Here is a 12,664-nt window from a genome sequence, read left to right on the forward strand (position 1 = left end):
GAAAGGCCTAAGGCGCGGCAACTTTGAAAACATCGAAAAGGACGTTGGATGGCCCGCAAGAAGATCGCGCTGATCGGCGCCGGTAACATCGGCGGGACGCTTGCGCACCTCGCGGCTCTCAAGAACTTGGGTGATGTCGTCCTGTTCGACGTGGTCGAAGGCGTGCCGCAGGGCAAGGCGCTGGATCTCAGCCAGTGCGGTCCGGTCGAGGGCTTTTCGGGCAAGATCACCGGCACGAACGACTATGCCGATATCGCGGGCGCCGACGTCATCATCGTCACCGCCGGTGTCGCCCGCAAGCCGGGCATGAGCCGCGACGATCTGCTCGGCATCAACTTGAAGGTCATGAAGGCGGTCGGCGAAGGCATCGCCGCGAACGCGCCCGACGCGTTCGTCATCTGCATCACCAACCCGCTCGACGCGATGGTCTGGGCGCTGCGCGAATTTTCGGGCCTGCCGCATCACAAGGTGGTCGGCATGGCCGGCGTTCTCGACTCGGCACGCTTCAGCCACTTCCTCGCCGAGGAATTCGACGTGTCGGTGAAGGACGTCACCAGCTTCGTGCTCGGCGGGCATGGCGACACGATGGTCCCGGTCATCTCCTATTCCACCGTCTCGGGCATCCCGGTTCCCGATCTGATCGAGATGGGCAGGTCGAGCCAGGAAAAGATCGACGCGATCGTCAAGCGCACTCGCGGCGGCGGTGGCGAGATCGTCGCGCTGCTGAAGACCGGTTCGGCCTATTATGCTCCCGCGACCAGCGGCATCGCGATGGCGGAAGCCTATCTCTACGACCAGAAGCGTGTCCTGCCTGCGGCCGCCCACCTGACCGGCCAGTACGGCATCGATAATCTGTACGTCGGTGTTCCGGTGGTGATCGGTGCGGGCGGCGTCGAGCAGATCGTCGAGATCGCGCTGGACGACGAAGCGAAGGGCAACCTCACCGTTTCGGTCGATGCGGTCAAGGAATTGCTGGTCGCGTGCAAAGCGATCGACGGTTCGCTGAACTAATCTTCTGACGTGGGGCTCATGCCTCGCACTCTCCCCCAAGGAAAAGGCTTCGCATGAGCATCCTCGTCGACAAAAACACCAAGGTCATCACGCAGGGCATGACCGGCAAGACCGGCAGCTTCCACACCGAAGCGGCGTTGGCTTACGGCACGCAGATGGTCGGCGGCGTCACGCCGGGCAAGGGCGGTACGGAGCATCTCGGCCTGCCGAACTTCAACACCGTGCATGAAGCCGTCCACGCGACCGGCGCGACGGCCAGCGTGATATACGTGCCGCCTCCCTTCGCCGCTGATTCGATCCTCGAGGCGATCGATGCCGAGGTGCCGCTGATCGTCTGCATCACCGAAGGCGTTCCGGTGCTGGACATGGTCAAGGTCAAGCGCTCGCTGTCGGGTTCCAAGTCGCGCCTCATCGGCCCGAACTGCCCGGGCGTGCTGACCCCGAACCAGTGCAAGATCGGGATCATGCCCGGCAGCATCTTCAAGGAAGGTTCGGTCGGCGTCGTCAGCCGTTCGGGCACGCTGACCTATGAGGCTGTGTTCCAGACCTCGAATGCAGGGCTCGGCCAGACGACCGCGGTCGGCATCGGGGGCGATCCCGTCAACGGCACGAACTTCATCGACGTGCTCGAACTGTTCCTGGCGGACGAAGCGACCAAGTCGATCATCATGATCGGCGAGATCGGTGGCGATGCCGAGGAGCAGGCCGCGCAGTTCCTGATCGACGAGGCGAAGCGTGGCCGCAAGAAGCCGATGGCCGGCTTCATCGCGGGTCGCACGGCGCCTCCGGGCCGTCGCATGGGCCATGCCGGTGCGATCGTTTCGGGCGGCAAGGGCGATGCGGAAAGCAAGATCGCGGCGATGGAAGCCGCAGGCATCAAGGTGTCCGCAAGCCCATCGCAGCTGGGTGAGACCTTGCTCGCGGTACTGAACGGTTAATCACTACCTGCCTAAGGGCGGGACAAAGAGCATCGCCTGACCTCCCCAGGGATGCGCCGAGGAACAGCCGATGGGCTATGAAGGCCAGGATTTCGCAGATATCGCCGGGGGTGTTTCCCCGGCGTTCATCGAGACTTTGTACGCGCGCTTCAAGGAATCGCCGGACAGCGTGGAGCCGCAGTGGCGCTCGTGGTTCGAAGGGCTGGAAGGCACCGCGCAGGGCCCGAGCTGGGAGCAGCCTAACTGGCCGCTGACCAGCACGGACGATCTGACCTCCGCGCTCGATCCGACCCAGATGGAACCCGCGCCGAAGCCCGCCAAGGGCGGCGCGAAGCCGGCCGCGGCTCCTGCCGCCGCACCCTCGCAGGATGCGATCGTCAAGGCGGCGGCGGATCCGATCCGTGCGATGCTGCTGATCCGCACCTACCGCGTGCGCGGCCATCTCGCTGCAAACCTCGATCCGCTCGGCCTGAACGCGACGCGTGAATTGCCGGCCGATCTGCGCACCGAATATCACGGCTTTTCGGAAGCGGACATTGATCGCCCGGTCTATCTCGGCGGGACGATGGGTCTGCAATGGACCACGGTCCGCGAACTCGTCGACACGTTGCGCGCCAATTATTGCGGCAATGTCGGCCTCGAATACATGCATATCGCTGATGTCGAGGAACGCCGCTTCCTGCAGGACCGCATGGAAGGCAAGGACAAGGCGATCGAGTTCAGCGCGCTGGGCAAGAAGGCGATCCTGAACAAGGTGATCGAAGCCGAGCAGTGGGAGCGTTTCTGCGGCAAGAAGTATGTCGGCACGAAGCGCTTCGGTCTGGACGGCGGCGAGAGCATGATCCCGGCGCTGGAAAGCGTGATCAAATATGGCGGCCAGTTGGGCGTCAACGAGATCGTGTTCGGCATGGCACATCGCGGCCGCCTCAACGTGCTGACCAACGTGATGGCCAAGCCGTACCGGATCATCTTCCACGAATTCGGCGGCGGATCGGACAACCCCGACGATGTCGCGGGTTCGGGCGACGTGAAGTATCACCTGGGCACCAGCACAGACCGTGAGTTCGACGGCATCAGCGTCCATATGTCGCTGGTCGCAAACCCGAGCCATCTAGAGGCGGAGGATCCGGTCGTGTTGGGCAAGGTCCGCGCGATTCAGACGATTGCGGGCGATCTGGGCGAGCACAAGGCATCGCTGCCGGTACTGATCCACGGCGACGCAGCCTTTGCAGGGCAGGGGATCGTGTGGGAATGCCTCGGTTTCTCGGGCATTCGCGGCTACAATACGGGCGGCTGCCTGCATTTCGTCATCAACAACCAGATCGGCTTCACCACCAGCCCGCAATTCGCGCGCAGTTCGCCCTATCCGAGCGACGTCGCGAAGGGCGTTCAGGCGCCGATCTTCCACGTCAATGGCGACGATCCCGAAGCCGTGACCTTCGCTTGCAAGATGGCAATCGAATATCGCCAGACGTTCCACCGCGACGTGGTGATCGACATGTGGTGCTATCGCCGCAACGGCCACAACGAGGGCGACGAGCCGAGCTTCACCCAGCCGCTGATGTATGACCGGATCAAGTCGCACCCTCCGGTGAGCGAAGTGTACGGCCAGAAGCTGATCGAGCAGAAGGTCATCGATCGCGCCTGGATCGACGAGAACGTCAAGCAGTTCACCACGCTGCTGGAAGGCGAGTTCGAAGCGGGCGCGTCGTACAAGCCGAACAAGGCGGACTGGTTCGCCGGTCGCTGGTCCGGCTTGCATGCCCCGGCCGACGGCGATCAGTCGCGGCGCAACGTAGAAACCGGGATCGAGCAGAAGTTGTTCGACTCGCTCGGGCGTACGCTGACCACTGTTCCGGAAGGGCTGACCGTACACAAGACGCTCAACCGCGTGCTGGAGGCCAAGCGCGAGATGTTCCGCGCGGGCGCGAACTTCGACTGGGCGACGGGCGAGGCGCTCGCGTTCGGATCGTTGCTGTCCGAAGGATATGGCGTCCGTCTGTCGGGCCAGGATTCGGGCCGCGGCACGTTCAGCCAGCGTCACGCGGTGTGGGTCGACCAGACCGACGAGCATAAGTACGTCCCGCTCTGGACGGTCGAGCATGGCAGTTTCGAAGTGCTCGATTCTGCCGCTGTCGGAGTATGGCGTGCTCGGCTTCGAATATGGCTATGCGCTGGCCGATCCGAAGACGCTAGTCCTGTGGGAGGCGCAGTTCGGCGACTTCATGAACGGTGCGCAGATCATGATCGATCAGTTCATCGCCAGCGGCGAAGCCAAGTGGCTGCGCGCCAACGGCCTCGTCATGCTGCTGCCGCACGGCTATGAAGGGCAGGGTCCGGAGCATTCGTCCGCACGCCCCGAACGCTTCCTGCAACTGTGCGCGCAAGACAATATGCAGGTCGCGAACTGCACGACGCCGGCCAACTATTTCCACCTGCTGCGCCGGCAGATGCATCGCAGCTTCCGCAAGCCGCTGATCGTCTTCACCCCCAAGTCGCTGCTGCGGCACAAGCTGGCCGTGTCGAAGGCGTCGGACTTCCTGGGCGACAGCCACTTCATGCGTATCCTGAGCGACCCGTCGGCACCCGCGGACGCGGACGTTAAGCGTCTGGTCCTGTGCACCGGCAAGGTCGCCTACGACCTGATGGAAGCGCGCGATGCGGCTGGCGATACGGGCACCGCGATCGTGCGTCTCGAACAGCTGTATCCGTTCCCGGGCGAGCCTCTGGTCGCGCGCCTGAAGCGGATGACCAATATTGAGGAAGTCGTCTGGGCGCAGGAAGAGCCGCGCAACAACGGTGCGTGGACCTTCGTCGAACCCTTTATCGAGGACTGTCTGGTCGAAGCCGGCGGTCAGGTGCAGCGTCCACGCTATGCCGGCCGCGCTGCGTCGGCATCGCCGGCCACTGGCCTGATGAAGCGTCACCAGATGGAACAGGCCGCGCTCATTGCCGATGCGCTCGGCCATAGCGTCCGCGAAGAAATCCGCCGTACCCGCAAGAACTAACGCCCGCTTGCCGGGTTCGAGGAACGAAAAGATGGCAACCGAAGTCAAAGTCCCAGTTCTGGGCGAATCGATCACCGAAGCGACGCTCGGTGAATGGCTGAAGCAGCCGGGCGACGCGGTGGCGGTCGATGAGCCGATCGCCAGCCTGGAAACCGACAAGGTCTCGGTGGAGGTTCCCAGCCCGGTTGCGGGCGTCATGGGCGCGCACGCGGTCAAGGTCGGCGACACGGTCGAGGTCGGTGCGATGATCGCGACGATCGATGCCGGTGATGGCGCTCCCGCCGCCGCAACTGCGCCGCAGCCGGCCGTGACGGCGTCGCCTGTGCCGGCTGAGGCGGCACCGTCTGCGCCCGCCGGTCAGCAGGCGCCCGCCGCTCCGTCCGACAACGGCCCCGCCGCGCTCAGCCCTTCCGTCCGCCGCGCCGTGCTGGAATTCGGCGTCGATCCGGCGACCGTCAAGGGCACGGGCAAGGACGGTCGCATCACCAAGGAAGACGTGACCGCCGCTGCCTCGGCCAAGCCCGCGGCAGCGCCGGCCGCTGCCCCCGAGCCGGCCGTCGCGCCGTCGGTTGCTGCCGCGTCGGGTCGCAAGGAAGAGCGCGTGCGGATGACGCGCCTGCGCCAGACGATCGCCAAGCGGTTGAAGGAAGCGCAGAATACTGCCGCGATGCTGACGACGTTCAACGACGTCGACATGACCGCGGTCATCGAGGCACGTGCCAAGTACAAGGATCTGTTCGAGAAGAAGCATGGCGTCCGTCTGGGCTTCATGGGCTTCTTCGCGAAGGCCGCATGCATGGCGCTGAAGGATCTGCCGAGCGTTAACGCGTCGATCGAAGGCGATGAGATCGTCTACCACGATTACGCTGATATCTCGGTCGCCGTGTCCGGCCCGGGCGGGCTGGTCGTTCCGGTTATCCGCGACGCCGACCAGATGTCGGTCGCGCAGATCGAGAAGACGATCGGCGATTTCGGTCGTCGGGCGAAGGACGGCAGCCTGAAGATGGAAGAAATGAAGGGCGGTACCTTCACCATCTCGAACGGCGGCGTATTCGGCTCGCTGATGTCGACCCCGATCATCAACCCGCCGCAGTCGGCCGTACTCGGCCTGCACCGGATCGAGGACCGCGCGGTCGTCGTGAACGGCCAGATCGTGATCCGCCCGATGATGTATCTGGCGCTCAGCTACGATCACCGTCTGATCGACGGTCGCGAGGCGGTGACGTTCCTCGTCGCGCTGAAGAATGCGATCGAAGACCCGACGCGGATTTTGATCGACCTGTAATACGACGCGTAAATCCCTATCTTCCGTTCGTGCCGGTTTTGTCGGGGCACCGTGCCTCTCGTCGCGGAAGAAAGTGTAGTCCCGCGACAGCGCCGGGCGAACGGAGTGTGTGATGGCTGAATACGATTTCGACGTTCTGGTGATCGGCTCCGGCCCCGGCGGCTATGTCGCGGCGATCCGTGCGGCGCAGCTCGGCCTGCGCACCGCATGCGTCGAAAGCCGCGAGACACTCGGCGGCACGTGCCTCAACGTCGGTTGCATCCCGTCCAAGGCGATGCTGCATGCGAGCGAACTGTTCGATCATGCAGCCAACGGCACGATGGCCAAGCTGGGCATCAAGGTGACGCCGGAGCTCGACCTGCCGCAGATGCACGCGCAACGCGTCGATGCGGTCAAGCAGTTGACGGGCGGCATCGCGTTCCTATTCAAGAAGAACAAGGTCGAATGGATCAAGGGCCGCGGCGCTTTCGTCGACGCCCATACCGTTCAGGTCGGTGAGCGGACCGTTACGGCCAAGGACATCGTGATCGCGACCGGGTCCAGCGTCACCGCGCTTCCCGGCGTGACGATCGACCAGAAGATCATCGTGGACAGCACCGGCGCGCTGGAGCTGGAACGCGTTCCCGAGCATATGGTGGTGATCGGCGGCGGCGTGATCGGGCTGGAACTGGGCAGCGTGTGGCGTCGTCTTGGTGCAAAGGTCACCTGCGTCGAATATCTCGACCAGATCCTGCCCGGCTTCGATGGCGAGATTCGCAAGGAATCGAACAAGATATTCAAGAAGCAGGGCATCGAGTTCAAGCTGTCGACCAAGGTGACGGGCGTTGCCGTGAACGGTGACAAGGCGACGTTGACGCTGGAGCCCGCCGCCGGTGGCGCTGCCGAGACGCTGGAGGCCGATGTCGTATTGGTGTCGATCGGCCGCAAGCCGAATACTGATGGCCTCGCGCTGGAAAATGCCGGGCTTTCCGTCAACCAACGTGGCCAGATCGAGACCGGCCATCGCTTCGAGACGAGCGTTTCCGGCATCTGGGCTATCGGCGATGTCATCCCCGGCCCGATGCTCGCGCACAAGGCCGAGGACGAAGGCATTGCGGTTGCCGAGAATATCGCCGGTCTGACCGGTATCGTGAATCACGACATCATTCCGTCGGTCGTCTATACCTGGCCCGAAATCGCAGGCGTCGGCCTGACCGAGGAAGCCGCGCGCGAAAAGGGTGAGGTCAAGGTCGGCAAGTTCCCGATGATGGCGAACAGCCGTGCCAAGACCAATCACGAGCCGGACGGTTTCGTGAAGATCATCGCGGACGCCAAGAGCGACCGGGTGCTGGGCGTGTGGTGCATCGCCGTGCCCGGCGGCACGATGATCGCGCAGGCGGCTCAGGCGATGGAATTCGGCGCTACGTCGGAAGACATCGCCTATACCTGCCACGCGCATCCGACGCACAGCGAGGCCATCAAGGAAGCCGCGATGGCGGTGCAGGGCAAGCCGATCCACATCTGATCGCGGCCCGCCGCATCTTCGGAACAGCAGGGAGCCACCGTCCGATCGGAGATGATCCGCGGCCTTCTCCAGACATGCCGCGGGAAAGTCGGTGTATATAGGATCGCGCGCGGCATCATCGGTGCGCGGGGGCGTACCTTTTTCAGGCGACGTTTTTCGCGCAGCTTTTCGGTGAAATCGCGTCGCGACAATTTGCGACACAAAAGGCCTTGAAGCCCCAAATCGTCTTTCCTATATCGCCATCACAAGGTTCGTGTCCCCCCCTTTCGCGGACCTTGCGGTACGCTTCTAGCGTACCTCCTCCCTGAACCTTGGCCACCTCGTGCATTAGCGCGAGGTGGTTTTTTTCGGTCATTCGGCGGCGAGTGGTGTGGGGACGGCTAGCGCTTCGTCAGCCAGTGCCGTGATGATATTACGTAGCAATGTCGCCATCGCGGCCATCCCGCCGCCTGGCTGGTCACCCGCGCGGTCGAGGTACAGCGCGCGGTCGAATTCCACCTGCACGGCATGGACACCACGGTCCGGATGCCCGTGCAGGTTCAGGATATGCCCCCGGCATAAGGCGTGTTGATCGCGCAGGATAAACCGGCGGCGTACACCTCCGCCTCCAGCCGGTGAACGAACCGCCCCCCCGCCGACCGGGAAAAGCGGTCGCCCAGTACGATCTGCGTGCCACTGGCAAGCGACGGCATCGAATGCACGTCGAGCAGCACCGCCACGCCGAACCGCGCGCGGGCGGCGGACAGCGCGGCCGCAAGCGCCGCATGATAAGGGCGATGATCCTGAGCGATCCGCGCCATCACCTCTTCGCCGTCCAGCTTCCGACGCCAGATCTCGCCCGCCGACGCTATGCGGCGCGGGATCAATCCGATTCCGCCCCGCACCTTCGCGGACTGGAGCCCGAGGCTGCGCCGGTCCGCCCCGCCATCGATATGCGGATCGCGCTCGTTTTCCGCGCGATTCAGGTCGATCCAGGCGCGCGCACGGCGTTGCACCAGCATGGTTTCGCCGCCGAGCGCCTGTAGCGCCAGCGTATCGACATGCCGGTCCTCCAGCGGCAGCAACGCCTCCACCGGCACGCGCAACGCAGCGCGCAGCGCAAGCGGATAGTCGCGCCCGCCATGCGGAACGGACAGTATGACGGGGCTGACGGGCGTCGACGGGCCGTGAATGTCGAAGGAAGGGGAGGGCGCCATTCCATTCAACCTATGCGCCTCCCGCTCCGGCCGCAATTGCGGTGCGTCGAGGCTGGAATTTCTTAAGGGGTTTGCGCATAAGCATCGCGGACGAAAAACCGGGTGGCGTTTACATGATCAGGATTCTGCTGGCCGAAGACGATCGCGTGATGCGCGAATATCTGACGCGCGCGCTCGAACGGTCGGGCTATTCGGTCGCCGCGGTCGATCGGGGGACGGCGGCGATTCCGTTGCTGGAAACCGAACATTTCGATCTCCTGCTCACCGATATCGTGATGCCGGAGATGGACGGGATCGAACTCGCGCAGAAGGCGGGCGAGTTGGTGCCGGACTTGCGGGTCATGTTCATTACCGGCTTCGCTGCCGTCACATTGAAGGCCGGCAAGCAGATGCCGCAAGCCCGTGTGCTGTCCAAGCCGTTCCACCTGCGCGACCTGGTGCTGGAGGTCGATCGGATGTTCGAAACCGAGAGCGCGCACGGCGGTCTCTGAAGGGTTCCCGGATAATTCGCGGGCAGTCGCAGTAACTGCCTTGCGTCCCCGCAAAACCCCGGCTAGAGGCACCCTCCTCGTGGGCGTGTAGCTCAGTGGTAGAGCACTGTGTTGACATCGCAGGGGTCGCAAGTTCAATCCTTGCCACGCCCACCATAAAAAGCCCCGCAATCTTAATGGGTTGCGGGGCTTTTTTGTGCCCTCAAGGATTGGCCGGACGAGATCGGCCCGGTGTCACTCCGGTGTATCGACCGAACGCAGCGGGAACGAATAGAGCCCGAGGCTTCGCCTGCAGCGTTAGCGTCACGCTGCCCGCACCCGGAATCTGCCGCCGGCCAAGGCTGGTGGACCCAGGACGCCTCTCGCGCGCCGGCCATCTGTAGCCGTTGGACCTTAGGCACGCGGTAGAACCATCTCGTGCGATTTCCTCCGGTCTGGATCTGGTTTGCGTATGCTCGTCTGAATCCAGCGGACATCCCGCCTAGCGGTGATGCCCTTACTCTACGCCGAGCTGCGCCAGGATTTGCTCGACGAGCTCAAGGCCGGCCCCCGTCAGCTCGATCTTCCCGTCCTTCCTGCGAGCCAGTCCGTCGGTCACGATGACGGTGAACCACCGCTTGGTCGCCCGCGGATATCCATCTGCTTCGAGGGCGCTGGCGACGACGGCCTCGGACAGCGCTGCAGTGGAGAGATAGAGCGACAGAAGGATCGTCGTTGGCGCCTCGTTGACATAGCCGGTCGGGAGGCTGTGCCGAATGACCTCCCGATCGCGTAGCATTCGAAGTGCTGTCTCTGCGAGCGAGCGACCATGGTCGGCGGAGTTCCCCGGCGGATCGGCTCGATGAGGCGGTTCTCGCATCACATTTTGTCCTCGGTTGAGTTGAATGCCGTGCGGGTCCGATAGGCAAAGCCGGGGGCGGGGATGTCAACGAAAGTTGCTACCGGATTGGATGTATGTCCGCCGCAGGAAGGCGGGATTAGCCGATGAGGGGCGACGTTCACCGCTACGTGTAGAGGCGGTAGAACCTATGCCGATGAACCGACGGCGTCGATGGAGGTATGCGACCCTATCGGTTTTGACTGGATAGTCCCTTCCCGTTAGTTCGAGCCATGGTAGACAACGAAGCGTACTGGATACATCTCGCGACTTCGGCCGTGGAGATCGTGGGCACGATGATCATCGTGGCGGGGGCCTTCGGTTCGCTCGCGATCTTCCTTGTGCATCTCTGCAGGCGTTCGTCGCCGCGCGCGCAGCTCGTGTCCGATTTCAGATCGAGCCTCGGTCGCTCGATCCTTCTGGGTCTCGAGTTTCTCGTGGCGGCGGACATCATCAATACGGTAGCTATCGAGCCGACGGTGGGCAGCCTCGTGATCCTCGCCGGCATCGTTCTGATCAGAACGTTCCTCAGCTTCTCGCTCGAGGTGGAGATCGACGTACGCTGGCCGTGGCAGAAGTCAGCTCAGACCCCGCAGCAGGGCTGACTGCTTCTTCCACCGTTTGCCCCGCGTTTCATGGATGTCGGGCGGTCGCTCGCGAGGGAAGCTTTCGATGGCTCGATCAAAGCCGCGGAAGCTACTCACCCGAGCTCTGGATGCGCTCCTGCGAGGGGGGCGGGCGGCTCTGGACGGCAAGCATGATGAGGGTCGAAGCATCCTCTGCGTGAGGCGGATCAATCGCCGTCGTCGTCCTCGGTAGTCCCTTCCGGCTGGAGGGTTTGCGAAGTGAAGGCCCTGGGACAGAGTTCTACAATGGCGTTCATTATTGCCTCGAGCGCCGATGTCGCGGCACCCTGATACTCCGGATCGAAACCGGCGTAGAGGTCGGTCACGCTGTCGATGACGCGGTGCCCGAGCTGGACCTCGATCTGTTCACCCGGGACCTTGAGCGAAGGATCCTGCCACTCGGCCGACCAGGCCCGGGATGTCCCTGCATCCCTGAGGAGCTGGCCGACCGAGCGTCGGATGAGTTTCATCCCGCCCTCGCCGTCCGCAGGCCAACCGAGCTTACGGACCATGGTCTCCCAGGCGGACTTGACCGAGACGAAGGGCACGAAGAATCCATCCACCTCGTCAATGCGGGCTGCGAGGTGCGCCGGGGCTATCACCGTGGCGCGACGCTTGCGTGTCTGGCGGCGGCCTGCCGGATTGAACGCGATGACCCGACGATCGGAGTTCCACTGCCGGCGCTTCGGATCTGTAGAGAAGTCATGGACGGCGTCTGGCCTCGCTCCGGTCCCGACGCTCAGCATCAGGAAGCGGTGGAGGCCCAGACGCTTCGTCGGATAGCGGGGATCGGTCGCGTAGTTGAACGCGTCCGCAAGCTCCTTGACCGACAGCCGGCGCTGCGGTGTCTGGTTGAGCTCCTTGGTCGGAATCGGCTTGAACGCCGCGGGTCGGGAGATGTCGCCCCGCCGATAGGCGGCATTGATCGCCGCCGCCAGCTGCAGCACGGAGTTCTCGACGGCCGAGGGCGTTCGCGGGGCATCGCGCTCGTTTCCGGCGCTGCTGACAACCGGCTGCTTCAGGAGCCAATCTCGGAACTTCGCTATCCACGCCTCGTCTATCTTCGAGCAGCGGATCTCCGGGGAGGCAAGCGTCGCGATATAGCGTACCACATGGTTTAGACGCGGACGGATAGCCTTGATCGAGGGGGCATCCTCATGGGTCGTCAGGAAATCGATGATCGCCCGCAGGGCAAGCATGTCGGTAGCGGCGTTCCGACGCTGCCCGCATGTAGGACAGATCAGTTCCCCCTCCGTCTGCTCAAGATAGAGGCGATCTAGCGCCTTCTTGGCGGCTGCGAGGTCTCCTGTGCGCGTGCCAGCAGAGCGTGTGCGTCCTCGCTCTGGATCGTACCAGAAGATGGTGAGGTGGGGGGGATCGAAGACTGCCGTCGGACCGTCGGTCCCAGTCGAGCCAGTATATGCCGCGCTCGTAGAGCCCCCGCTTCGCTGGTTTGCGCGCCATTTCGCCCGTTCCTTCAGTTTCTCGGCCGCGGCGGCCTGTATGATGTCGTTCACGCCGATGTCTGTGAGCAGGTCGAGATCGGCGGCCTCGATGCGAATTCCCCGGCCGCGCTCGATCGCGCGTGACCACCGGCGCGCGAGGTCCGGAATGTCCTCAACCATAGGTCGGTCTCCGATGTTGGTTCGTTTCACAGCCGTCGCGCCCTCTTGCCGTCGACTTTCGAAGGAAGGTCGCAGGCAGGTCGGAGCGGTGGGCCATCGTCAT

The 12,664-nt window shown here is 63.7% G+C and carries 10 protein-coding genes, 1 tRNA gene and 1 pseudogene; 8 read left to right on the forward strand and 4 right to left on the reverse strand.

What is annotated here, in order from left to right; all coding sequences use genetic code 11:
• The first annotated feature begins 48 nt into the window (after positions 1-48).
• The 5 genes and pseudogenes from mdh (at position 49) to lpdA (ending at position 7,746) form a co-directional block, all read left to right on the forward strand.
• A complete protein-coding gene (gene mdh, locus H5J25_RS03675; protein ID WP_202094799.1) occupies positions 49-1,011 on the forward strand; it encodes a malate dehydrogenase in 963 nt (320 codons plus the stop codon).
• 53 nt (positions 1,012-1,064) lie between these two features.
• Positions 1,065-1,949: a succinate--CoA ligase subunit alpha gene (gene sucD, locus H5J25_RS03680; protein WP_202094800.1), complete on the forward strand. Its 885-nt coding sequence runs from the start codon at positions 1,065-1,067 to the stop codon at positions 1,947-1,949.
• A 70-nt stretch (positions 1,950-2,019) separates the two neighbouring features.
• Positions 2,020-4,957 (forward strand): annotated as a pseudogene (locus H5J25_RS03685) (2-oxoglutarate dehydrogenase E1 component).
• 31 nt (positions 4,958-4,988) lie between these two features.
• The gene (gene odhB / locus H5J25_RS03690; RefSeq protein ID WP_202094801.1) at positions 4,989-6,242 is read left to right on the forward strand and encodes a 2-oxoglutarate dehydrogenase complex dihydrolipoyllysine-residue succinyltransferase; all 1,254 of its coding nucleotides are present in this window, start codon (positions 4,989-4,991) and stop codon (positions 6,240-6,242) included.
• Between the two features lie 112 nt (positions 6,243-6,354).
• A complete protein-coding gene (gene lpdA, locus H5J25_RS03695) occupies positions 6,355-7,746 on the forward strand; it encodes a dihydrolipoyl dehydrogenase (RefSeq protein ID WP_202094802.1) in 1,392 nt (463 codons plus the stop codon).
• Positions 7,747-8,097: 351 nt separating this feature from the next.
• Here lpdA and H5J25_RS21515 read toward each other — a convergent pair whose 3' ends face one another.
• Both H5J25_RS21515 and H5J25_RS03700 read right to left on the reverse strand, forming a co-directional pair.
• Positions 8,098-8,250, reverse strand: coding sequence for a hypothetical protein (locus H5J25_RS21515; RefSeq protein WP_404829571.1), 153 nt, complete (start codon positions 8,248-8,250; stop codon positions 8,098-8,100).
• A gap of 35 nt (positions 8,251-8,285) precedes the next feature.
• A complete protein-coding gene (locus tag H5J25_RS03700) occupies positions 8,286-8,942 on the reverse strand; it encodes an N-formylglutamate amidohydrolase (RefSeq protein WP_404829572.1) in 657 nt (218 codons plus the stop codon).
• A gap of 113 nt (positions 8,943-9,055) precedes the next feature.
• On the opposite strand from H5J25_RS03700, the gene cpdR reads away from it, so the two are divergent.
• Together cpdR and H5J25_RS03710 are read left to right on the forward strand one after the other, a co-directional pair.
• Entirely contained in the window at positions 9,056-9,433 is a 378-nt protein-coding gene (gene cpdR, locus H5J25_RS03705) for a cell cycle two-component system response regulator CpdR (protein ID WP_202094803.1), read from the forward strand.
• Positions 9,434-9,514: 81 nt separating this feature from the next.
• Positions 9,515-9,589, forward strand: a tRNA-Val gene (locus tag H5J25_RS03710).
• Between the two features lie 340 nt (positions 9,590-9,929).
• Here H5J25_RS03710 and H5J25_RS03715 read toward each other — a convergent pair.
• Positions 9,930-10,211, reverse strand: a complete 282-nt coding sequence (locus H5J25_RS03715; RefSeq protein WP_202094804.1) for a hypothetical protein — start codon at positions 10,209-10,211, stop codon at positions 9,930-9,932.
• Between the two features lie 332 nt (positions 10,212-10,543).
• Between H5J25_RS03715 and H5J25_RS03720 the strand changes: the two genes are divergently transcribed.
• A complete protein-coding gene (locus H5J25_RS03720) occupies positions 10,544-10,915 on the forward strand; it encodes a DUF1622 domain-containing protein (RefSeq protein WP_202094805.1) in 372 nt (123 codons plus the stop codon).
• Between the two features lie 188 nt (positions 10,916-11,103).
• On the opposite strand, the gene H5J25_RS03725 is transcribed toward H5J25_RS03720, so the two are convergent.
• Entirely contained in the window at positions 11,104-12,561 is a 1,458-nt protein-coding gene (locus H5J25_RS03725; RefSeq protein ID WP_202094806.1) for a phage integrase SAM-like domain-containing protein, read from the reverse strand.
• Between the last annotated feature and the right edge of the window lie 103 nt (positions 12,562-12,664).

Origin of the sequence: Sphingomonas aliaeris, assembly GCF_016743815.1 — a bacterium.
Lineage (GTDB): Bacteria > Pseudomonadota > Alphaproteobacteria > Sphingomonadales > Sphingomonadaceae > Sphingomonas > Sphingomonas aliaeris.

Bases quoted from the DNA above. Each gene is read 5' to 3' on its own strand.
- H5J25_RS03700 (WP_404829572.1), bottom strand. From the start codon at position 8,942: ATGGCGCCCTCCCCTTCCTTCGACATTCACGGCCCGTCGACGCCCGTC.
- odhB (WP_202094801.1), top strand. From the start codon at position 4,989: ATGGCAACCGAAGTCAAAGTCCCAGTTCTGGGCGAATCGATCACCGAA.
- lpdA (WP_202094802.1), top strand. From the start codon at position 6,355: ATGGCTGAATACGATTTCGACGTTCTGGTGATCGGCTCCGGCCCCGGC.
- cpdR (WP_202094803.1), top strand. From the start codon at position 9,056: ATGATCAGGATTCTGCTGGCCGAAGACGATCGCGTGATGCGCGAATAT.
- mdh (WP_202094799.1), top strand. From the start codon at position 49: ATGGCCCGCAAGAAGATCGCGCTGATCGGCGCCGGTAACATCGGCGGG.
- H5J25_RS03725 (WP_202094806.1), bottom strand. From the start codon at position 12,561: ATGGTTGAGGACATTCCGGACCTCGCGCGCCGGTGGTCACGCGCGATC.
- H5J25_RS03720 (WP_202094805.1), top strand. From the start codon at position 10,544: ATGGTAGACAACGAAGCGTACTGGATACATCTCGCGACTTCGGCCGTG.
- sucD (WP_202094800.1), top strand. From the start codon at position 1,065: ATGAGCATCCTCGTCGACAAAAACACCAAGGTCATCACGCAGGGCATG.
- H5J25_RS03715 (WP_202094804.1), bottom strand. From the start codon at position 10,211: ATGCTACGCGATCGGGAGGTCATTCGGCACAGCCTCCCGACCGGCTAT.